General features: G+C 43.7%; 22 protein-coding genes. 3 read left to right on the plus strand and 19 right to left on the minus strand.

The features are described 5' to 3' along the window. Nucleotides 1-145: 145 nt before the first annotated feature. The 6 genes from KNL20_RS10305 to KNL20_RS10330 all read right to left on the minus strand — a co-directional run bounded on the left by KNL20_RS10305 (nucleotide 146) and on the right by KNL20_RS10330 (nucleotide 2,717). Nucleotides 146-436, minus strand: a complete 291-nt coding sequence (locus KNL20_RS10305) for a hypothetical protein (protein ID WP_230397668.1) — start codon at nucleotides 434-436, stop codon at nucleotides 146-148. After that, entirely contained in the window at nucleotides 433-1,359 is a 927-nt protein-coding gene (locus KNL20_RS10310) for a ParM/StbA family protein (RefSeq protein ID WP_230397669.1), read from the minus strand. Before KNL20_RS10310 ends, KNL20_RS10305 begins: the two co-directional genes overlap by 4 nt. After that, nucleotides 1,346-1,612 (minus strand): cysteine-rich VLP domain-containing protein, encoded by a 267-nt coding sequence (locus tag KNL20_RS16385; protein ID WP_230397670.1) that lies wholly within the window; start codon nucleotides 1,610-1,612, stop codon nucleotides 1,346-1,348. Before KNL20_RS16385 ends, KNL20_RS10310 begins: the two co-directional genes overlap by 14 nt. A 148-nt stretch (nucleotides 1,613-1,760) precedes the next feature. Next, a complete protein-coding gene (locus tag KNL20_RS10320; RefSeq protein WP_230397671.1) occupies nucleotides 1,761-2,078 on the minus strand; it encodes a hypothetical protein in 318 nt (105 codons plus the stop codon). A 6-nt stretch (nucleotides 2,079-2,084) separates the two neighbouring features. After that, nucleotides 2,085-2,393, minus strand: coding sequence for a hypothetical protein (locus KNL20_RS10325; protein WP_230397672.1), 309 nt, complete (start codon nucleotides 2,391-2,393; stop codon nucleotides 2,085-2,087). Between the two features lie 147 nt (nucleotides 2,394-2,540). Further along, a complete protein-coding gene (locus KNL20_RS10330) occupies nucleotides 2,541-2,717 on the minus strand; it encodes a ribbon-helix-helix protein, CopG family (protein WP_230397673.1) in 177 nt (58 codons plus the stop codon). Nucleotides 2,718-2,942: 225 nt separating this feature from the next. Between KNL20_RS10330 and KNL20_RS10335 the strand changes: the two genes are divergently transcribed. Both KNL20_RS10335 and KNL20_RS10340 read left to right on the plus strand, forming a co-directional pair. After that, nucleotides 2,943-6,005: an RNA dependent RNA polymerase gene (locus KNL20_RS10335; RefSeq protein ID WP_331468166.1), complete on the plus strand. Its 3,063-nt coding sequence runs from the start codon at nucleotides 2,943-2,945 to the stop codon at nucleotides 6,003-6,005. 5 nt (nucleotides 6,006-6,010) lie between these two features. After that, on the plus strand, nucleotides 6,011-6,862 hold the full coding sequence (locus tag KNL20_RS10340) for a hypothetical protein (protein WP_230397675.1): 852 nt from the start codon (nucleotides 6,011-6,013) through the stop codon (nucleotides 6,860-6,862). 51 nt (nucleotides 6,863-6,913) lie between these two features. Here KNL20_RS10340 and trpA read toward each other — a convergent pair whose 3' ends face one another. The 13 genes from trpA to KNL20_RS10405 form a co-directional block, all read right to left on the minus strand. Continuing rightward, nucleotides 6,914-7,681, minus strand: a complete 768-nt coding sequence (gene trpA, locus KNL20_RS10345) for a tryptophan synthase subunit alpha (protein ID WP_230397676.1) — start codon at nucleotides 7,679-7,681, stop codon at nucleotides 6,914-6,916. Beyond that, complete coding sequence (gene trpB / locus KNL20_RS10350; RefSeq protein ID WP_230400092.1) at nucleotides 7,674-8,858, minus strand: tryptophan synthase subunit beta; 1,185 nt, start codon at nucleotides 8,856-8,858, stop codon at nucleotides 7,674-7,676. Before trpB ends, trpA begins: the two co-directional genes overlap by 8 nt. After that, the gene (locus KNL20_RS10355) at nucleotides 8,855-9,469 is read right to left on the minus strand and encodes a phosphoribosylanthranilate isomerase (protein WP_230397677.1); all 615 of its coding nucleotides are present in this window, start codon (nucleotides 9,467-9,469) and stop codon (nucleotides 8,855-8,857) included. The genes trpB and KNL20_RS10355 overlap by 4 nt, the downstream gene beginning before the upstream one ends. After that, the gene (trpC, locus tag KNL20_RS10360; RefSeq protein ID WP_230397678.1) at nucleotides 9,462-10,250 is read right to left on the minus strand and encodes an indole-3-glycerol phosphate synthase TrpC; all 789 of its coding nucleotides are present in this window, start codon (nucleotides 10,248-10,250) and stop codon (nucleotides 9,462-9,464) included. The genes KNL20_RS10355 and trpC overlap by 8 nt, the downstream gene beginning before the upstream one ends. Beyond that, nucleotides 10,247-11,272 carry an anthranilate phosphoribosyltransferase gene (gene trpD, locus KNL20_RS10365; RefSeq protein WP_230397679.1) on the minus strand — a complete coding sequence of 342 codons (1,026 nt, stop codon included), beginning with the start codon at nucleotides 11,270-11,272 and terminating at the stop codon, nucleotides 10,247-10,249. The genes trpC and trpD overlap by 4 nt, the downstream gene beginning before the upstream one ends. A gap of 14 nt (nucleotides 11,273-11,286) precedes the next feature. Then, nucleotides 11,287-11,937, minus strand: a complete 651-nt coding sequence (locus tag KNL20_RS10370; protein ID WP_230397680.1) for a YczE/YyaS/YitT family protein — start codon at nucleotides 11,935-11,937, stop codon at nucleotides 11,287-11,289. Continuing rightward, nucleotides 11,934-12,506, minus strand: coding sequence for an anthranilate synthase component II (locus tag KNL20_RS10375; RefSeq protein WP_230397681.1), 573 nt, complete (start codon nucleotides 12,504-12,506; stop codon nucleotides 11,934-11,936). Before KNL20_RS10375 ends, KNL20_RS10370 begins: the two co-directional genes overlap by 4 nt. Next, on the minus strand, nucleotides 12,506-13,978 hold the full coding sequence (gene trpE / locus KNL20_RS10380) for an anthranilate synthase component I (RefSeq protein WP_408637512.1): 1,473 nt from the start codon (nucleotides 13,976-13,978) through the stop codon (nucleotides 12,506-12,508). The genes KNL20_RS10375 and trpE overlap by 1 nt, the downstream gene beginning before the upstream one ends. Nucleotides 13,979-13,991: 13 nt before the next feature. Next, complete coding sequence (aroF, locus tag KNL20_RS10385; protein WP_230397683.1) at nucleotides 13,992-15,005, minus strand: 3-deoxy-7-phosphoheptulonate synthase; 1,014 nt, start codon at nucleotides 15,003-15,005, stop codon at nucleotides 13,992-13,994. A 411-nt stretch (nucleotides 15,006-15,416) separates the two neighbouring features. Beyond that, nucleotides 15,417-15,791, minus strand: coding sequence for a TnpV protein (locus KNL20_RS10390; protein ID WP_230397684.1), 375 nt, complete (start codon nucleotides 15,789-15,791; stop codon nucleotides 15,417-15,419). Nucleotides 15,792-16,013: 222 nt separating this feature from the next. Beyond that, nucleotides 16,014-17,651, minus strand: a complete 1,638-nt coding sequence (gene rlmD / locus KNL20_RS10395) for a 23S rRNA (uracil(1939)-C(5))-methyltransferase RlmD (protein WP_230397685.1) — start codon at nucleotides 17,649-17,651, stop codon at nucleotides 16,014-16,016. A gap of 18 nt (nucleotides 17,652-17,669) precedes the next feature. Beyond that, entirely contained in the window at nucleotides 17,670-18,617 is a 948-nt protein-coding gene (locus KNL20_RS10400) for a 3'-5' exoribonuclease YhaM family protein (RefSeq protein WP_230397686.1), read from the minus strand. Between the two features lie 90 nt (nucleotides 18,618-18,707). Continuing rightward, nucleotides 18,708-19,988, minus strand: a complete 1,281-nt coding sequence (locus KNL20_RS10405) for a S1C family serine protease (protein WP_230397687.1) — start codon at nucleotides 19,986-19,988, stop codon at nucleotides 18,708-18,710. A gap of 274 nt (nucleotides 19,989-20,262) precedes the next feature. Between KNL20_RS10405 and KNL20_RS10410 the strand changes: the two genes are divergently transcribed. Next, nucleotides 20,263-22,641, plus strand: a complete 2,379-nt coding sequence (locus tag KNL20_RS10410; protein ID WP_230397688.1) for an endonuclease MutS2 — start codon at nucleotides 20,263-20,265, stop codon at nucleotides 22,639-22,641. The last annotated feature ends 5 nt before the right edge of the window (nucleotides 22,642-22,646 follow it).

Below are 22,646 nucleotides of genomic sequence, written 5' to 3' on the forward strand. Positions count from 1 at the left end.
AGACAGTGCTAAGTCCGTATATTCATCGTGCTTTTCGTATCCTTTTTTGGGTTGCATAACTTGTCCCTTCTTTCATAAATAGTGATGCCACAATAATGCCACAAGTGTAATTGGCTATCCAAAATGTGGCATTACTTTGATGCCATCAGCCGCCAAGAAACTCATCAAGCGTATCCAGCAAATTGTTTTCGTCTTCTGAAAGGGTATCCGGCTTTTTGTCTGTTTTGGTTTGCATAACAGCGACATTTTGAAAGCATTCCTTGATAGTCTGCCGAACAACATCAGCAATAGGGGTAGCATCCGGTTCGAAAAAGGTATTGATAGCAGAAATAACAGCGCTATTTTTAGAACCTTCCGCACCTTGTAAATACTCCCAAGCCTTGCGGTCAACATCATTCTCCAAATTAAAACGAACGCTGATTCGTTTGGGTTTCATACACTCCCACCACTACGAATAAGCTTCATTTCAAGCATCCGCTCATACCCTTTGGCAGTAGCGCAAATATCGTCATTGATTACGACCCGACTTTTATCGTAACTGCCAAAATTTTTGATAAGGCAACCGCCGCCACCGACAACATATAATCGCATCAATTTTGGATCGTATTCATTTTCACGGAGCCTGCGGAAAATGTCGCTGACATATTCTGTCGCCGTGCTGGTAATGATTTTGAGATAGCTTTCATCAATATCCGCAGTGCCAAATCGGAGAACACGAGTGATGACCGAATCATCCACTGCAGCGTGATGAACACGCATAACATTTTCCCGAATAGCAAGTAAACATTGATTCGTGCCGAACTTTTCGGTAAAACATCTTTTTGAATCAGGCTTTTTATCGTTTACATACATGACATTCATCGTGCCGTTACCGATGTCGCAGAGCATATTTACGCCGTTAAATTCATCGAGATTATTGATAATAGCGGCAAATCCCTGCGGATAAACATCAGCTCCCACAATGCGAATGTGATATTCCTTACCTTTAAACGTAAAATCTGCCGTTTCAAATTGAAGAAGATACTTTTTGAACTCTTCTTTTTGCTCACTAACCCAAGTCAGCGGTAGTCCTGCGGCAATGAACACATCAGCGCAGTAGGTTTTGCAGATATTAAGCTCTCTTGCGATCGCCGCAAGGGTAAGGACATAATAGTCTGAGTCCAGCATTTTATCGGCGGCAAACTCTTTGTGTTCCTCACCGATAAGGTAATACTTATCGTTCCAGATAAGCAGATTTTCCTTAAAAGTCGGTTCCTTGTCGTAAACGGTGACACCTGTTTTGAAACAGCAGTTTGCCGTTTTGATGTTGCCGTAGCCGTGATCGATGCCGATGATAATGCGGTTGTTATAGTTTTTCATAGTCGTTTCCTTTCTGCTGCATTGTAGCGGTTAAATTTTGGTTTTTACAGATTTCACCGTACATTTCTTTTTCGGCTGGTAGAACGGCACTGAGAAAATAGTTGCAATAAATTCCGTGGATACTGATGAGCTGCACGCACTTATGACTTTCACCATCATCGAGGAGCAAGCAGTCACCGTGATAAAAGTTACAACACGCTTTCCTGACCAACCTATGAATCCGTTTTGCCTGTGCCGGGGTCGTTTTTAACACATTGTTTCGCTTCCTTTCAACATAAATTTACTGCTCCGACACAAAAGTGTGGGAGCAGTATTTTAATACAATTTATTTATGTTTTTGTGCTGATTACCGGCTAAAAAAGAAAAAGGACTGCCACGCTCGGCAATCCTCTTTCGGCTAGTTATTCAAAATGGTCTATCATGGATTTAATCAGTTTTTCCTTGTTTCCGGCGTTCCACTCGGCTATCAGCATTTCATTAAACATAGCCTGTGTGGTACTTTTTACACATTCCTCATTCCTATGCACCATGAGCAATACAAATATGATTTCGTATAGTTCCTCTTTGGCAAGCTGTTCAATCATGGTTTGTATAATGCTGTTGTTGATATGTTCGTCATTCGGGGTACAAATAAGATACCACCAGCCGGAATAACGGTTTATCCATTTCAAAAATCGTATTGTCTGCTTGTGTCTGCCGTTACAATGTGATTTACTCATAACTTTTTACCTCTCGTTGTCTGTCTGCGTATTTCGGTTTATCTGCATGGCAAGTAGCAAACCGCATTGCAAGCCGATTTCCATATACACCTCTTGAGTGGCACTGACATAGTTGAACACAGGCATTGCCGATTGCTCGTATTCATCATCACTTGAATAGAACGAACGCAAAAAGCTGTTTGCAGCTTTTTCAGCTGTTCTTAAGCGGTCATGGTATGATTGCTTGCTGATTTTACATTCCTCTGTACCGTGCAATAAAAACTCTCTGATGTGCTGAATATCAAGCCTTGTAAAGATTTCATCAATATAACTCATTATTTTTCTTCCTTTCAACAATTTACACAACCCATCTTGAAAGAAAGTCCGGCGCATGGTATAATATTTACGCCAATTCTATCCTTGTGATGGTTGCGGCTGGGGAAGTGGGCGTTCTTCTTAGCTGGAGTGTCGCCCCTTCCTTCATTATTTAAGGTCTGCATATATCTTACTTATCCCTTGACGGATAACGTCAGAACGGCTCATGTTCAGCTTTTTGGCACATTCCTCAAGCGTTTTGATTTCCTTGCTGTCCATGCGGAATTTGACGATTATATCTCTCGGATTTTCAGATACAGGGCGACCTAATTTTTTAGGCTTCAATTCCTCACCTCTTTTCTATGCCCACAACAATTTTATTGCTGTGGGCATAGAAAATCAAATGTGCGGATTTATAAATTGAGAAGGTAATGGTTGAATATTAATAGCACAAAACAACAGATATACAGTTGACAAAAATACTGCTCCAACACAAAAGTGTGGGAGCAGTATTTTATTTGTATTTATTGTTTCTTTGTGCTATACTTAACCTCAAATGAGGTGAAACGGTTGAAATATAAAATCTACGAGTTATCCGCCAGAGCGATCATGCGTTATGCGGTCGAAGCATCAAGCGGAATTTACACATACAACCTCAGTGAAGATGCCACGAACCGTTGTATTTCTTTTTCTGCGCCCACGATGCAGGACGATTGTGCTTTGTTCTTCCAGATCATGTGCGTCCTTCATGGCGACGATTTCAAGATGCCGGTTGGCGTAGACATTATTCCTGACCTTTCAGATATTCTCATAACTGTGGATTTTTCCGGTATATTTGACCGACAAGCAGTCCAGAAAAAATATATCGACCGGCAAATACAAGCCGAATCCATGTTCCGCCCCGACGGAATTACGCTGGATTTCGGAAAAGGAGCATATAAATATCTCGCCTTCGAACGCAGCGCAAGTATGAGCCGAAACTCACGGCTATCATTTATTCGTGAAGATTTTTATGAGCATGTTCGCCGTCGGATTATGCTGGGTATGCAAATTGGTATGTGCCAACTCAGCAAACTGTATGCCTACAACGGACTGATGCTCACGAGTGGTTTTCGTATTTCTAATATGGATATTTGGGATGAAAAGCGTATTGTCATTGTGGATAATCCGATTACGCCTGTTTATGAAGCGAAGTATATCACAGTCGAGGACGACGGCAGCGATAATCCCATGCGGAAATATCACCGTGTAGAGAAAAAAGACGATGTAGAAGTAATCGAATTTGATGGCGAGGGTCTTGTATCCCGTGAATTTGCTGAAAAGATGGACATAGAATTTTGCGGCAAGCACATCCATAACTCTTTTCAAATTCGTATGCCGTATATCAAAGGTGTTGTGCATGAAGTGGATTTTAAATCGCTTTTTGCAGAGCTTGGAGTGCCTTATATAGTAGATATTTGGGGAGTTAAACATCAGGTACAGGATGTTGTCCTGATTCTCACAAAAAGTATGTTCAAAGGCTTTGGCTGGATGACCGAAAACGGATTATCGTGGACAGAATATCTTGACCGTTGCAAAAAATATCACCATTCGCTGTATATTTCTGGCGTCAATCAGGTTGAGTCACAAGAGTACACAGAGCTGAACTATCAGTTTTTGAATACTGTTCCCATGACAGCAGAGGAATTTCGACCGTTGGATTTGACGCTTGGCTGGAAGCACAGCCCTGAAGAAGATAAACGGCATTGGATTACAAAAGATACCGAAATTGCCTATTGGAAGCTTGCCGCCGACCCCACCAGCCGAAAAGAATATTTTTTGAATGCTTTGAACGCCCAAAACGCTGACAAACGAAGCATATTGCTTGCAAAAATATTGCAAAAGAATCCACTGTTCATTAATGAATCTATCTATGCAAACGAACTGGACAACAAGGCAAAGAGCCTGCTCAAGCAATACGCCATCGGCAGGCTAAATATCGCCGGGGATAACCGGTATCTTTCGGGTGATTTGATGAGGTTTATTTTAATGCTTGTAAAATCCGTCGCTGATGTAGATGATGAGTATATGGGCGTGATGATAAGGTTACAAAACGAATGTTATCGGGAAACGGTGGCTTATGCGCCCGGTGCTGTCTATCCGCAAAGTGAAAGCTATACGCTGCTGCGCAATCCGCATATCGCCCGAAATGAAGAAGCGATTGTATCCGCTCCGGATTATATCGGGCTGCTCCGGCAAAAGTACCTTTCACATCTAAACTATGTTATCATGGTGGATTCACGCACATTGATTCCGGAACGGCTCGGCGGCGCTGATTTTGACGGTGATATGATTAAGACAATCGCTGATCCTCTTTTGAACGCTTGTGTAACACGCAACTACAAAGAAAATGATTTTGACACTTACAGTCATCAAAGCAGCATCCCGCTTTTAAAGATTCCATCTGCAAACGCTTTGGCTTGTGATGCGAATGATTGGCAGGCTCGATTTGAAACAATCAAAAGCACTTTCTCTACCAGAATAGGTCAAATTTGCAATGCCGCTTTTGACCGCAGTATCATCGCTTATGATGAAAATTCATCAGCAGAAGATCGTGAGCGTTTGCAGCGTGAAACAGAAATGCTGGAAATCCTTACCGGACTTGAGATTGATTCTGTGAAAAGCGGTATTAAGCCGGACTTAACAGAGTTTCTAAACCAAAAGACGGTCAGCCGCAGCTCTTTTCTCAAATACAAAAGCTTGGTTGGCGAGGACGATAGCCGAGAATGGTATGAACCCACAAAAAACAAAAAGCTGAAACGGTTTTTTGATTCGATTGATTGGGATATCGTTACTTCCAATGTGGAGCGGCTTCCATATCTCGCAAAAATGCTGGAGGAAAACACGCCGAAAATAAAAGCAAAGCCAGCGGAAGATGCTGAACTTTTCGTCTTTGCACGAAAGTCAGGCTGGAAAGAACTGCTTGACTCGTCAGCGATGGAATATATGCAAACTTTAATTGCGGATTACGAGGAAGCACTCAACCGTATTCGTCGGAACTGGCATATCGGAGACATAAAAATGATTCGCAGAAACGATATTGAACGGATTTTATATGCCCGTGGACAGGAAAACGATTTTACAACGGATGAATTATATGCGGTTTTTAGCTTGTGTGATGCAAGACGAATCAATGATTTACGCAAGCTGCTAACCGAAGAACAGTGGCATTTGATGCTTCCGGAAGGACGGGAACAATTTCTCGATTTGTTTTTGCCGTATGATACACCGCAGCAATATTATGATTTTTTCTCTGATTTCCGTTTTGGTGGATATCGTATATTGGGTGACATCATTTGTGATCTTGATGATATGTTCACAGCAGAGGAATTAAAGAAAAACCGTCTGCACCGTAAAGGTGACAGTGCGTTTTTGAAATACCTGATTGAGGGTTACGAGCACATGCGTTCTGTGGATTATATTGAAGCTGTATCAAAAAAGTGCAGAACGTACATTAATGGGATAAAGACCAAAAACAAAGCGTCCATGGATTTGGATACCGCTTTACAATGCGCCATTGCATTGGGTAAACGGAAATTTGCGTTTGAAGTTTTACTGGATAGAATTGAGCAAAATGCCATAAAGGGACGGTGATTGTTATGCTAAATGAAATAGAAGAATTTGCCGCCTACACAGGTGTTGTAGATTACACCGCCAAAAATAAATATGACAGCACCTATCTCGGCAGATTTACGTTTGATACGCTCCTTAAATTCGAGGGATTATCTCGCATACTGACGATTATCGCACGGGGATACATGTTCAAAAACGGCACTGAGCCGCAGATTGACTATGCTCGGAGTGTGCTTCAGGCATGGTGCAGTATTCCTGACAGTAAAAAAGCCAGCCCCAAAGAGGACTGGCAATACAAAACGGATTTTAGGAATTTACATGATGATTTTCCGGAGCTTGTTGATGTAAACGGCTGCGGTTGGTATTATCGGCACATTCAAAACTTGATTAATTTTATACAGAATAACCCTGATAAAGTCATGAAAACAGCGCTAAACAACTGTGAGGGTATGAAGAAAGGCTTTGACGGTGAATGGCGTAAAAAGGTATTACAGTTTCAAATACCGCTATTCGCTGAAAAAACTAAAGGCGCATGGATATTGCGTTTTGATGATATCCTTGCTGATGCTCTGGAACCTGGCAAGCTTAGAAACACAGAAATCACTTTTACAGCGGAAGAATGGCGACAGGTTGAAACTGCCACGCCGGAAAAAGTGCCAACAGAAGTGTTATCTACGCTTATAGCTTATTATCGTGCCAATAAACCCGATGATTCCGATTGGGTGGTTCTGCCAGTTGCCAACTTCGATGCTTATTTCGGCAACACCAGTTTCAGTCGCAAATGGCTGAACCAAATGCTGCCGGAGATCATTGAACGCCAAACAAGTTTTGGTGTATGCAGGTATAAGGTAAATGGGATATGGCTAACCGGAACCTAATGGGAACCAAATGCTTGTTGCAGAGTAGTTTTGTATAGACGTTTCAGCTTCTTATATAACATCTTTAATACTACTCACAAATTGCTTCACTGGCTCAATACTTTCTCTGCCATATTCCGCAACCAGCTTAACAATTGCACTCCCAATGATAACTCCATCCGATAACGATGCCATATCCCGGGCTTGCTCCGGAGTCGATATTCCAAATCCAATGGCACAAGGAACAGATGAAACTTTTCTTGCCTGCGAGATCATATCGATGATATTTCCGCTGATTTCACTACGCACTCCGGTGACGCCAAGCGAAGATACACAGTAAAGAAACCCCTCGGCGTTTTTCGCGATCTTTTTAATTCGTTCCTGCGATGTCGGTGCGATCATAGAAATTTGATAAATTCCGTGTTTTGTACAATCATCCTCTAATTCATCTTTTTCTTCAAACGGCAGATCAGGGACAATGATACCGTCAATCTCGCAGTCGGCGCACTTTTCGATAAACCGTTCCTTACCATAAACGAATATAGGGTTTATGTATGTCATAAACAATAGCGGAATATCCACTTTTGTTCTGACTCTTTTTATCATCTGAAACAATTTATCAACCGTGCAGCCGTTTGCGAGTGCCCGTTCATCGGCTTGCTGAATAACAATGCCTTCAGCAACAGGATCGGAAAATGGAATGCCGATCTCAATAATATCTACGCCCGATTCAGCCATTGCGACTATCAGTTTTTCCGTTGTTTCAATATCAGGATCGCCGCCTGTGATAAACGCTATGAATGTCTTTTTATTTTCGATTGCCTTAGAAATTCTATTCATGAATACTCACCCCTTTGTATCGTGCGATAGAAGCGACATCCTTGTCGCCTCTGCCGGACAGGTTTACAACAATTATCTGATCTTTTTGCATGGCTGGCGCGATTTTTTTTGTATAAGCCAGCGCATGGGCGCTTTCTACCGCTGGAATAATCCCTTCGGTACGCGACAGATATTCAAACGCTTCCACCGCTTCCTCGTCCGTAACCGGCACATATTCAGCCCGTTTGATATCGGAGAGATGCGCGTGTTCCGGACCGATACCCGGATAGTCAAGACCGGCCGAAATAGAATACACAGGCGCTATTTGTCCGTATTCATCCTGACAAAAATAAGATTTCATGCCATGAAAAATACCGATTGTCCCATTTGCCATTGTCGCGGCATTCTTGGGATTATCCACACCCAACCCTGCGGCTTCGCAGCCTATGAGCCTGACAGACGGATCATCAATAAATTCATAAAACGCGCCTATCGCATTACTGCCGCCGCCTACGCAGGCAACCACAGCGTCGGGCAATTTATTTTCGGCTCCAAGTATTTGCTCCTTAATCTCTTTACTTATAACTTTTTGGAAATCGCGTACCATCATAGGAAACGGGTGCGGTCCCATAACTGAACCAAGTACATAATGCGTATCGTCTATCCGCGATGTCCATTCACGCATGGTTTCATTTACAGCGTCTTTAAGCGTCATTGTTCCGCTGGTTACAGCGTGAACCTTCGCGCCAAGCAGTTCCATTCTAAATACGTTCAACGCTTGCCGTTCAGTATCCTCTTTACCCATAAAAATTTCACATTCGAGTCCTAACAACGTCGCCGCAGTGGCAGTCGCAACGCCATGCTGTCCTGCACCGGTTTCGGCAATAACACGGGTCTTGCCCATTTTTTTCGCAAGCAAAACCTGCCCTAAAACATTGTTAATTTTGTGGGAACCGGTATGGTTTAAATCCTCTCGCTTCAGGTAAATCTTTGCTCCGCCTAAATCCTTAGTCATTTTATCAGCGAAATATAAAAGCGATGGTCGTCCGGCATAATTATGGAGTAAACCGGTAAGTTCTTTTTGAAAATCCGGGTCATCTTTATAATGCAGATATGCCTTTTCAAGTTCTCCCACAGCATTCATCAATGTTTCGGGAATATACTGACCGCCGTAATTTCCGAATCTACCTTTTTTTATACGCTCTTGCATTCCCATTCTCTCACTCTCTTTATAAACTCTTTAATCTTTTCGGGATCTTTGAATCCGTCTGTTTCAACGCCGCTGCTGACATCTACGGCAAACGGATTTGTTTCTTCGATAGCTTTCTTTATATTCTCTAAATTCATCCCGCCCGCTAAAAAGAACGGCTTATCCGTTTTGCCGATTAAATTCCAGTTAAAACTTAAACCTGCACCGCCGCCTTTATTATCAAGCAGCAAATAATCCGCTGAGGTTGCTGCCCATTTTTGAACATCACCTTCATTTTGAACAGCTATCGCTTTGATGATTGGCTTTTTTATCAGCACCTTTAATTTTTCTATATATTTTTCATTTTCAGAGCCGTGAAGCTGAACAGCATCTATTATCCCATTTTGCATCAAAGAAACGATATTCTCTGCCTTTTCATCTACAAAAACTCCAACAGGTATTATATCCGGCTCGAGCATTTTTCGCAACTCCAACGCTTGCTGTGGTGTGACTTTCCGGCGGCTCTCGGCGAACACAAAGCCTATATATTCCGGTTTTACCTCATTTACAGCTTCAATATCACAAGGACGGGAAAGTCCGCAAATTTTAACCTTAACCATACACATCACCCCGCAGACGAATTATTTCCGCTTTTTTATCATTGCTCCGCATAATTGTCTCTCCAATCAAAGCGGCATCCGCGCCTATTTTTCGCAACGCTGCAACATCTTCGGGTGACTTTATACCGCTTTCAGAAACAAACAGTTTATCATGTGGAATCATTTTTCTGAGCCGTTCACTTAAAGTTATATCAACCTCAAAAGTTTTAAGGTTTCTATTATTAACACCTATGATTCTCGCACCGGCATTGAGCGCCATTAGAATTTCTTCTTCGCTGTGTGTTTCCACGAGCGCGGAAAGTCCAAGACTGTGAGCAATGTCAATATACTCGGCGAGAGTATCTTTGTCCAGTATGGAACAAATGAGCAAGACAGCACTTGCGCCGAGAACCTTCGCTTCGTAAATCATGTAGCTGTCAACAGTAAAATCCTTGCGCAGCAATGGGATGGAAACTATATCGGCGATTTCGCGAAGATAACTGCCGTTGCCCTTGAAATAATACGGTTCAGTTAGTACCGAAATTGCAGATGCGCCTGCCGCTTCATATTCTTTGGCGATGTCCAGGTAGGGAAAATCCTCCGCTATAATGCCTTTTGACGGCGACGCTTTTTTTATTTCACATATAAAAGCCATATCTTTAGATTTTAATGCTTCTTCAAAGAGAAAACCACCGCAACTGGCAGAGCGTGCAAGCTCTATGACTTCTTCAAACGGTTGCAGTTTCTTTTGTTCAGCGATTCTCTCTTTTGTACGAATTGCGATTTCCTGTAAAATACTCATCCTGTCACCGCCTCAGCTTCATTGGAACAGCGTATGAACTCGTCCATCTTCTCTCTTGCTTTTCCGCTGTCTATGACATCTTCGGCAATTATTACGGCTGACTCAATTGATTCATATTTTCCCGAGATATATAATGCCGCCGCCGCATTTAATACCGCCGCGTCGCGTTTTGCGCCTTTTTCACCATCCAACACCGCTCTTAATATTTCAGCGTTTTCAGCGGGAAGTCCGCCTTGCAAATCAGATTTGGTACACCGTTTAAACCCGAACTGCTCCGGCGTTATTGTGTATGAGCGGACCCATCCGTCTTTTACCTCGCACATAAGCGTAGGCGCACTTAATGAGATTTCATCCAATCCGTCCTCGCCGTGGACGACTATGGCTCTTTTCACTCCTAAATTACAAAGCACCTGCGCCAGCGGTTCAACCAAGTCTCTGTCATATACCCCCATCAGCTCCATCTTGGCTCCGGCAGGATTGGTGAGCGGTCCCAAGATATTAAACACTGTCCTGATAGCTAACTCACGGCGAATCGGCGCCACATATTTCATGGCTATGTGATAGTTTTGCGCATACAAAAAGCAAATTCCTATATTTTCAAGCAATTCGGCGCTTTTTGCGGGGGATATGTTGATATTTACGCCAAGCGCTTCCAACACATCTGCGGCTCCGCACTTGCTTGACGCGCTCCGGTTACCGTGCTTTGCAACCGGAACGCCTGCGGCCGCCGTAATTATCGCCGCTGTGGTGGATATATTAAAGGTGTTGGCATGATCACCGCCTGTGCCGACAATTTCCAGTGCGTCCGCATCATGCAGCAGCCTGACGCAATGCTGCCGCATACCAGAGGCGGAGGCTGTGATTTCGTCAGTCGTTTCACCTTTTAGACTTAAGGCTGTAAGATACGCACTCATTTGTACGGGCGTTGCTTTACCGGTCATAATCTCGTGCATAACTGCCTCGGCAGTTTCATAAGTTAAATCTTGTTTTTTAGACAGAGATAAAATTGCTTCTTTTATCACTTTTAATTCCTCCATTATTTATTTTTTTTGATTAAACTCGCGAATGTATAAAACAGCGTCTCATGTTTGATTGCAGTGACGTCAAATTTAAGCATTTTAAAAACAATTTGAATGCATAATCCTCCTGCGACCGCCGCGATTATTGTTCCGGCTCCGACCATACCGCCCAACAACCAACCGACAACCGTTACGGTTATATCAACAATGCTGCGGCAAATTCCAATGGGCATTCCTGTCTTTTTGGTAAGAACAACCATCAAATTATCTCTCGGTCCGGTTCCAAAAGCCGATTTCATGTAAAAATACGATCCTATTGCGATAATAAATAATCCCGCAACAATCATTATTACGCCGAGTGGCAGATTTAGAGCTATAGGTATAATTCCACTTTCTAAGATAATATCAAGGAAAATGCCAATTACTATAACATTTAAAACGGTTCCAAGTCCTATCTTTTCGCCCGCGAACGTGACTATAATAACGATTATCATCCCTACGAATATTGATACGATTCCGATTGTTGATCCGAATTTATCCGCAAGCCCGATATGGAAAACATCCCACGGAGCATAACCGATATGGGCTTGCACCGTGAGCGCGATACCAAGAGCGTACAGGAAAAGTCCAATCATGACGTTTATTAAACGTATTAAAAATTGTTTCAAATGTTACCTCTTATAAAATTTCTGATAATAATTTCCCCTTTGGGAGTAAGTATGGATTCAGGATGGAATTGCAAGCCGTATATCGGATATTTTTTGTGGCACACCGCCATTATTTCATTGTCTTTAGTCCAAGCAATGATTTTAAGCTCTTCGGACAAGGTGTCTTTTACGCCTGCTAATGAATGGTAACGCGCTGCTATTATAGTTGTCTCCATCCCTTTAAACAAAGAATTGCTTGTATCAACCACTACCTCCGACGACTTCCCGTGCATAAGTTTTGCAGCATACGACACTGTACCGCCAAAGGCTTCATATATCGCCTGATGTCCAAGACAAATTCCTAAAATCGGTATATCGGTATATAATTGCCTTACGGCATCAATACATATTCCCGCATTTGACGGTTTGCCGGGACCGGGGGAGATCACAATACGATCAGGAGCAATTTTCCGTATTTCATCAATACTCACCTCATCGTTCCGTACGATTCTAATGTCGGAATCCACCGACCCGATAAGCTGATATAAATTGTATGAGAAACTGTCGTAATTATCAATCAAGAGTACCATCAGTCAAGCCCTCCTTCGGATTGCTTCAACGCGGCAAACATTGCTTTTGCTTTGTTTAAGCACTCCTGATATTCTGATTGCGGATTACTGTCGGCAACGATACCCGCGCCGGAACGAACGAACACCTTGCCTGCTTTTTTATAAGCGATCCTGATGGCAATGCAGGTGTCCATATTACCTGTAAAATCAAGATAACCGATAGCACCGCCGTAAATTCCGCGTTTGTTTTGTTCCAGCTCATTTATGATTTGCATAGCACGTATCTTGGGTGCGCCGGACAATGTTCCGGCAGGCAACACAGCGTTGATGGCATCCAAGCCGGTTTTGTCCTCACATATCTCTCCGCGGACAGTCGAGCCAATGTGCATAACATGGGAAAACTGCAGAACCGACATGTATTTCTCAACTTCGACTGTACCGAATTTACTGATCTTGCCCAAATCATTACGTCCCAAATCAACCAGCATATTGTGTTCTGACAATTCCTTTTCGTCCGCAAGCAATTCTTTTTCCAGCGCAATATCCTCTTCATCGGTCGCTCCACGCGGACGGGTGCCGGCAAGCGGAAAGGTAAACAGCTTGCCGTCTTGTAATTTCACCAGCGTTTCAGGCGAAGCTCCCGCGATTTCGACATCGCTGCCGCTAAAATAAAGCATATACGGCGACGGATTTATTGTTCGCAGGACGCGGTAAGTATCAAAAATGCTGCCCTCAAAATCCGCTTCAAAACGATTTGACAATACAACTTGGAAAATGTCACCCTCTTTAATAAAACCTTTTGCTTCTTCAACCATCCGGCAAAATTCACCTTTTGTAAACAGAGCCTTAAACTCGGATTTGATGTGTGCGGGAAACGTCTGTTCTTGAGTTTTATTTTTAATAAGGTTTTTTAAGTTTTCAAGCTCAGATATTCCGTCTGCATATGTGGCCTCTATATTTTCAGTGCTTATATTAACAATCAAAACAATTTTTTGCCGGTAATGATCAAATGCTATGACTTTATCGAAAAGCATCAAATCAACATCATTAAAGCGTTCCTCATCACACGCATCAAGTCTGAGTGAGGGTTCCGAATATTTGGCATAATCATAGGAAAAATAGCCCACAAGCCCTCCGGTAAAGGGTGGCAGCCAATCAAATTTTACACTCTTGTGCCGGTCTAAAGTCTCCTGTATGCACCGGTTAGGATTGTCGGTTTCAAACGATTCCTCTGTGTCTGATTTAATACGCACCCCGCCGTTTAAAGCTGTGATTTCCATCTTGGGGTCAAATCCAAGAAAGGTGTATCTTCCCCAGGTTTTAGCGTCCCCCGCACTTTCAAGCATAAAGCAGTGCTGACTGACGGTTTTTAATACTTTCATCACTTCAATCGGTGTAGTCATATCCGCATAAATTTCGGTACTGACAGGTATAACTTTATACTGTCCTGCTTCGGCAATACGTTTCGATTCTTCAATGGTTGGTTTGAACATACCTTTCATCTCGTTACATCTCCTTTTCTTCAAGCACTGCGCGTTTTTTTAGGTCTTCCATAAGTGCGTGAAATTGTTCTAAATCAAGGGATTGGGCGCCGTCGCAAAGCGCTTTTGCGGGGTTGTTATGCGTTTCTACCATGATGCCGTCCGCCCCGACAGCCATAGCAGCCTTTGCGAGAGGCGGCACCAGACTTCTTATACCTGAAGCATGGCTGGGATCGGTGATTACCGGCAGATGTGATTTCTGTTTAAGCAGCACCACGGCAGACAAATCCAGCGTGTTCCGGGTCATTGTTTCAAAGGTGCGAATACCGCGTTCACACAGGATAACCTGACTGTTTCCCTCGGCCACTATATACTCTGCGCTCATTAACAATTCTTCAATCGTATTGGCAAGGCCGCGTTTAAGCAATACCGGCTTTTTCAGTTTACCAACCTCTTTGAGCAAATCAAAATTTTGCATATTTCGGGCACCGATTTGCACGATGTCTACATCTTCAAATAAATCAATCTGCGTTTGATTCATTATTTCCGAGACAATAGGTAATCCGGTTTCCTTTTTTGCAATACGCAGCATCTGAAGCCCCTGAGCCTGTTTACCCTGAAACGCGTAAGGTGAAGTTCTGGGCTTAAACGCCCCTCCACGAAGGATTTTTGCCCCGCTTTCTTTCACGCTCCGGGCGATTTCCGTAATCTGTTCCTCACTTTCAACCGAACACGGGCCGGATATTACCGTAAAGAACCCTTCTCCTATTGATATATCCCCGACATTGATAATCGTATTATCTTCATGTACTGTTCGATTAACCGCTTTGTATTGTTCCGTAATACGTTTGCCGTAGGATACGATATCGGTTGTCTGAACAACATGATCTAAATCCACCTCAGCAGTGTTTCCGATCAGGCAGACAGCGGTGTGTTCCGTGCCAACACTTAAAATTGTAGAAAATCCTTTTTGTTCCCAACCTAATATAAATTTATCAATCTTTTCCTTTGATACCTTGGGGTTTAGTATGAATACCATTTTTATAATCCGCCTTTCTGCAAATAAAAAAGTCCTTGGTAAAGTAAAATACTTTACCAAGGACGAATAAACTTATCCGCGGTGCCACCTTGATTTACGAAAAAATCGTACAACTTTGTAGGATACTAACATATCCCTCGCAACTGACGTATGCGTCACGTCATGGAATACTCAGCGCGAAAAGCGCCTTTGACCATGCCCTCAGCGGTCCATTTAACAGCTTGCATTCTATTCGGTTCTCAGCACCCCGAACTCTCTGTACAGCGCATATGCTGTTTTTATCTCCACTTCAACGGTTTCGAAATATTAAATTTTCTTATATTATACGCCGATTAGTTGAATATGTCAATAATAATTTTTGGGAATTTACTTGACACGGAACGGTTTAGAAAACTTCTCGCTCTTTTGTTATTAATCATAAATCAATTCGTTTCTAATAATTTCATCGGCACAATTTCGAATATTGTTGACTTTGCCAACCCAAGCCATCATATCATCAGCTTTAAGCTGTTCAGTAATGCCTTGCGATTTCATCATCTGTTCAATTAACAATTCCCGCCGTTCAAAAGCAGCAATATCAATCTCATGCAAATGCTCCGACAACTTACAGGATGTCAGAAGATTTGTGTAAAGAACACGTTTGTGTTTTTTCAGATAGTCAAGCCGCCGTTGTCCCCAAATTCCAATAGTGTATTCCGGCTCATCTGGTAAAGTCAGATTTGGAATTTGGTAATCTCCGACCATGCGATATGCACCACCTTGTTGTTCAAATAAAGATTTTTCCATAATAAACGCCCCTTTCAAAATTTATAGTTTTATTCTAATCAAATTATTTTTCCAATGCAAATGTGCAATATAATTTTCTTAATATAATTACACACAATATTGTGTGACAAAAACTTAAAAAAAAGGAGTTTACTTAACCAATAATATGAAAAAAGCTCTCAACCATATTGATTGAGGGCTTTATTTGCATCTGCTATGATAGGTATTACTTATACTTTAAACTCAGATCATTTCAAAATGTTTCAACGCAGTTGTAATAGCTGTTTCTTTCTCAGCAGGGCATTCTGGAACTCTTGCATTATCGGATTTTGGCAAATTATAGCACACGCCCACTACAAGACCGAGTTTACGTTTGACTTGCGAAATATATAAAGAAGAAACCTTTAGTCCTGTTGTTTTCAAGATATAATCCTTAATTTCTTCATAGGTTGCCTTACTTTCTGAACTGGTCAAATCAAGCTCATCGAGCTTCAAATCTACTTCAATATGATGCTCCGTATTAAGTTTGGACAATAAGCATACCGTCTCCACGTGCACCGTCTGCCCAAACTGATCTACCCCCCGCACCTTCTTCAACTCATACCCCCTATCACAAAGATATCTCAAATCCCGTGCCAATGTGGCCGAATCACAGCTAACATACACGATCCTCTCCGGCTGCATCCGGATCATGGTATCCAAAACGCTTTCCTCGCAGCCCTTCCTCGGCGGATCGACCACGATTACATCGGCGTGTATCCGTTCTTTCTCATACTTCTCCGGCAGCACGTCCTCCGCCCTGCCTGCAAAGAATTCCGCATTCCGGATCTGATTCAGTTTCGCATTGCGTCTGGCATCTTCAATCGCCTGTGGAACGATCTCCACACCATAAACCATCTTCGCCTTTTGGGCCAGGAACAGCGATATCGTACCGATTCCGCAATACAGATCCCATACGACTTCATCCCCCTGCAAACCCGCATATGCAAGTGCTGTCTCATAGAGCACCTTCGTCTGTGCCGGATTTACCTGATAGAAGGACAGCGGGGATATCTGATACTTCACATCCCCGATATAATCCGTAATATAGGTCTGGCCCCAAAGTAAGGTAATCTTCTCTCCCATGATCACATTCGTGCGTTTCGTATTGCTGTTCGTGGTTATGCTGGTCATCCCCGGTATCTCTTTCAGTGATTTTATGAGTTCCTCTCTCTTTGGAACCCTGTCTCCGTTGAGTACCAGGCAGACCATAACCTCTTTCGTAGTAAATCCGTAGCGAATCAGGACATGACGAATAAGCCCCTTTCCGGACTCTTCCTCATAGGCTGGAATTCCATACTGCTCCATCCAGCCCAGTACCCGGTTCAGAACCCGTTCATTCTCTTCCACGCCAAGATAGCATTTACGGGTGTTGATGATGCTGTGGGTTCTGCCGGCATAGAATCCGGTAACCGGCCTTCCATCCTTATCCACGCTAATTGGAAACTGTGCTTTATTCCGATAGTAGAATGGTTCTTTCATCCCCAGGATAGGCTCCATGGGAATCTCCTGAAAGCCGCCAATCCTCTTTAAATTATTCAGTATCTTATTTTCCTTAAATGCAAGCTGTTCTTCGTAAGACATCATCTGAAGCTGACATCCCCCGCATTGCCGTGCAATCGGACACAGTGGTTCCACCCGATGAGGGGAAGGGGTGAGAAGCTTCATCAGCCGCGCATATCCGTAGTTCTTCTTCGCCTTGATAACCTTGACCTCTGCCTCGTCACCGATTACCGTGTCCTTCACAAACAGCGTATATCCGTTAACCTTTCCAATCCCTTCTCCATCGTGACCGATGTCTTCGATTTTAAGGGTAAGTACATCATTCTTCTTATAAATCATTCCACACCCCTGTCTCTCCTATTCCTCAGAGGATCTTCTCAAATTGGATTCAAAGATGCGGTTATAGCCCAGCCATCCGTTGTTATCTCCTGCATTTTCAAAAATTTCTTTCATGGTTTCCATCTTGGCATCCGTATTATCCGCCAGATTTAAGGCCAGTGCCTCTGCGAGGGCCGGTTTCTTTGGCGAACCATATTCCAGCTCTCCATGGTGGGCCAGGATACAGTGCTTCAGTTCATGTTCCAGCTTTTCCGGAAAGCCCGGTATCTTCTGAGCTGCATCGTGAATCATCTCGGCTCCGATCATAATATGTCCCAAAAGCTGTCCGTCATCGGTATAGTCATTCTGGGGAAATGCAGATAGCTCCTTTGTTTTTCCGATATCGTGGAAAATTGCGGATGTAATCAAAAGATCCCGGTTCAGAATCGGGTATGCTTTAGCATAATAATCACACAGTCTTGTCACGCCCAGCGTATGCTCCAGAAGGCCCCCGATAAATCCGTGATGTACGTTCTTGGCGGCAGAGCTGTTCTTAAATGCCTTAATTAGTTCTGTATCCATTTCAAAATAGTACGACAGCAGCTGGGAAAAATATGGATTTTTGACAGTCCTTATGAACTGCAGCAGCTCCGCATACATCGTCTCAATATTAAATTTACTCGCCGGAAGGTAATCTGCGGGGTTATACTCGCCCTCCTTAACCTTACGGGCGCGCTTAATGCTTACCTGTAAGGCTCCAGCAAAGCTCGTCACATCTCCTACCACATCAATATAATCCAGGGAATCAAAATCCGCAATTCCTACGGAATTCGGCTCCCAGATTTTCGCATCAATCGTTCCCGTCTTATCCTGAAGAATTACATTCTCGTAACTTTTCCCATTCTTCGTCACAGCGGGCTGCTTGTGTTTACAGAGATAAACACCTGTCATCTTGTTACCTTCATGCAATTCATTAATGTACTTCATCAATACTTATTCTCCTATCTATTACCGTACCCGTATCAATAATCCCGGATACAGTTTCTTGACTCATTCTACCCTAATTCAGCTTTCATTTCAAGCTTCACCTATCTCAACCTCGAAAGGAACCTCCACATATCCTTCCGCACCTTTTCTCATGGCCGTTATCTGAATCTTCTGTCCTGGTGTACATTTGTCCAGCTTATCCCGATATTGCTTTAATGTAGTAACCTTATCCTCGCCGAACTTGACTATGACATCCTGCTCGTTGATTCCTGAGAGCATCGCAGGTGAATCCGGCTGTACCGTAGTAACCAGAACACCTTTGGGGATTCCGGTTTTCTCTGCAATTTCCGGTGTAACATCCTGCCCCTTGATTCCCACATAGGTAAGTTGTTCATTATTGGATAACTTTTCAATCATCTGCTTGATCTGTGAGATTGCTATGCCTGTTATGATGTTCTTGTCCTCTGAGCTGTAGCTTTGAGCGATAATTCCGACAATCTCACCATCCAGATTTACCAGGATACCACTTCCCTCCTTGCTTCCCATGATGTCTGTGGTAAGCAGGTTATACTCTGTATCTATGGTGGATATTTTATTTGTAACCGAGGTAATGACACCATACGCCACGGAAGCACTGTAACCGATGGGGCTGCCCAGCGCCAGTATAGGTTCTCCCTGTGACACGCCATAAGAATTTCCCAGCGGAGCGATCTCCATTCCATCCCGGGTTGACTGTTCCAGATCCGCGCTTGTCACCCTTATAATTGCGAAGCCGGTGTTGGGGTCGCTCTTTTGATAGATTGCATCTACCATTGCCCCATCCCAGAATGTCACCTGAATCCGCTCCACATCTTCTAAAACCCTGTACTCTGTAAGTATGAACAAATCCTGGCCATTATCCGCAACCAGCAGACCGGAAATCTGCTGCTGACTTTCATAATTCTGATTGAAATAATCCATCCAGCTTTTAATTCCGATTACGTTTACGATGGAACGCTCAGGTTTTTCCGACACAGCCAGCATCTCTTTATAGAGCTGCTTATATTCCGTCAGCCCGATTTCATCCCTTGGCTGCCCGTCCGTATTTGCCGCCGGGTCCTGCGATGTCCCGGTAGCAGACGAATCTCCTGCTGCGGGCGTGGGGGTAGGCTCCTCATCCACCGGAATATCCACCTTGGGTGCCTTCCCTTCTCCATGAATTGCAGAAGATGCTTGGGGTTCCACCCAGGCAAAGATACAGGCCGCAGCCGCACCGAATATGATTCCTGCGCCTGCAATCATGGCAATCCGTATGAGAATATCCTTTTTATCCAACTGCTTTTTCTTTATGATTTCCTTTATGAAATGATAGGGTTTCTGATCGTGATCCATAATCGGTTTCTCCTGTTTCTTTTTTGGTCACTGCTATCATGGATTGCTTCGCATTTTGTGACCCTTATGTTTTTTTATAATACCAGAAACATATGAACAATTTATGAAGAAGTCTTAAGAATCATGTAGTTGTCTTTTTCACTTTTCCCTTCCAAAATAGACGCATTTAGAGTATAGTAGATATTGGAATTGTATGCAGCAATACAGAAAACCTGCCACCGGCAGCTTTCCTTGCATACTTTGGCATGATAAAACAAACTATAAGGAATGAAACATGAATAAGAAAGCGTTAAAAACATTAGAATATGATAAAATTATCGAGCGTCTCATTTCCCATGCCTCCTCCCCCATGGGTAAGGAGCTGTGCCGGAACCTGGAGCCTTCCGATGATATTGATACAATCAGAAGAATGCAAAGAGAAACCCATGATGCTCTGTCCCGCCTGTTTAAAAAGGGAAATATTTCCTTTGGCGGTGCCAGCGATATTCGTCCTTCTTTGAGGAGGCTGGATATCGGCAGTTCTCTGAATATCCCGGAATTGCTTGCAATCTGCAGCCTGTTGGAAAATACAGCCAGAATAAAGTCCTATGGGCGTCATGACAATACGGATGTATTGCCCGATGTGCTGGATCCACTGTTTGACGCACTGGAACCCCTGACACCCCTTTCCGCCAGAATCCGAAGCTGCATCCTTTCAGAGGATGAAATTACTGATGATGCCAGCAGTACTTTAAAGCAGATCCGCCGTTCTATGAAACAGGCAGGAGACAGGATACATGCACAGCTCTCTTCCCTGTTAAACGGTTCTCTGCGGACATATCTGCAGGATGCTGTGATTACGATGAGGAATGGCCGGTACTGTGTCCCGGTCAAGTCTGAATACCGCGGACAGGTGCCGGGGATGATTCATGACCAGTCCTCCACAGGCTCTACCGTATTTATCGAGCCTATAAGCATCGTGAAGCTGAATAACGATATCCGGGAGTTGGAGAACAGGGAACAGGCAGAAATTGAAGTTATCCTGGCCGGTTTGAGCCAGGAGGCCGCCGGTTATCTGGAGGTTATCGGATACAATCTGGAAAACATGGTGGAACTGGACTTCATCTTTGCCCGGGCCTCCCTCGCCATGGATATGGATGCCAATGAACCACTGTTCAATACCGAGGGGCGGATTCGGATTCGAAAAGGCCGTCATCCGTTGATTGACAGGCAAAAGGTGGTTCCTATTGATATATTGCTTGGAGATGCCTTCGATCTGCTGATTATCACAGGCCCCAATACCGGTGGTAAAACTGTATCTTTAAAGACCGTAGGTCTGCTGACGCTGATGGGGCAGGCCGGTCTGCATATCCCGGCTCTGGACCGCAGTGAGCTCGCAGTTTTCCGGGAGGTATACGCCGATATCGGCGATGAGCAGAGTATTGAGCAGTCTTTAAGTACCTTTTCCTCGCATATGACCAACGTAGTTTCCTTTCTGGAGAAGGCAGACAAAAGTTCTCTTGTTCTTTTTGATGAGCTTGGCGCAGGTACGGACCCTACGGAAGGTGCGGCGCTCGCCATCTCTATCCTCTCCTATCTGCATAACCAGGGGATTCGAACCATGGCTACCACGCATTACAGTGAACTGAAGGTCTATGCGCTTTCTACTCCCGGTGTGGAAAATGCCAGCTGCGAATTTGACGTGGAAACCCTTCGCCCCACCTATCGCCTGTTAATCGGTGTCCCTGGCAAAAGTAATGCCTTTGCTATTTCTTCTAAGCTGGGCCTTCCGGATTATATTATTGAGGAAGCACGCAGTCAGATCAGTGAGGAGGCGGAATCCTTCGAAGATGTGATTACCTCGCTGGAGGAAAGCCGCAGAACAATCGAAAAAGAGCGGGAAGAAATTGCCTCTTATAAAAAAGAGATTGAAGATCTGAAATCCAAATTCTCTGAGAAGCATGAAAAACTGGAGCAGCGCCGGGATAAAATCATCCAAAATGCAGTAGATGAGGCCAATACGATTCTGCGGGATGCAAAGCAGTATGCAGACCAGACCATGCGTGATTTCCAGAAATTTGGGAAAGATCATGTGGATGTGAATCAGATGGAACGGGAACGTCAGGCCCTCCGTGAGGAGATGAATAAGCTGGAGAAGAAAAAGTCAGGTATAGACAAGCCAAAAGTAACCTCCAACCTGAAACCCAAGGATTTGAATCTGGGTGATGCCGTAAGGGTGTTGAGCCTGAACCTGAAGGGAACCGTAAGCTCCCGCCCGGACAGCAAAGGTTTTCTCTTTGTTCAAATGGGAATTATGCGCTCCAAGGTTCATATCTCCGATCTTCAGCTGATTGATGAGCCCGTAATCACTGCCCCTTCTATGCAGCGAACAGGAACCGGAAAAATTAAGATGTCGAAATCGGCTTCTGTATCCACAGAGATTAATCTTTTGGGGAAAACAGTTGATGAGGCCGTAGCCGAGTTAGACAAATACCTGGATGATGCCTATCTGTCACACCTTCCAAGCGTAAGGGTTGTTCATGGCAAAGGTACAGGTGCCTTACGCAAGGGGGTACATAACTACCTGCGCCGTCAAAAGTACGTTGAAAATTTCCATCTGGCCGAATTTGGCGAAGGTGATGCAGGAGTTACAATTGTTGAATTCAAGAAATAACCTAG

The sequence above is a fragment of the Novisyntrophococcus fermenticellae genome (assembly GCF_018866245.1).
In the GTDB taxonomy this organism is placed as follows: Bacteria; Bacillota; Clostridia; order Lachnospirales; family Lachnospiraceae; genus Novisyntrophococcus; species Novisyntrophococcus fermenticellae.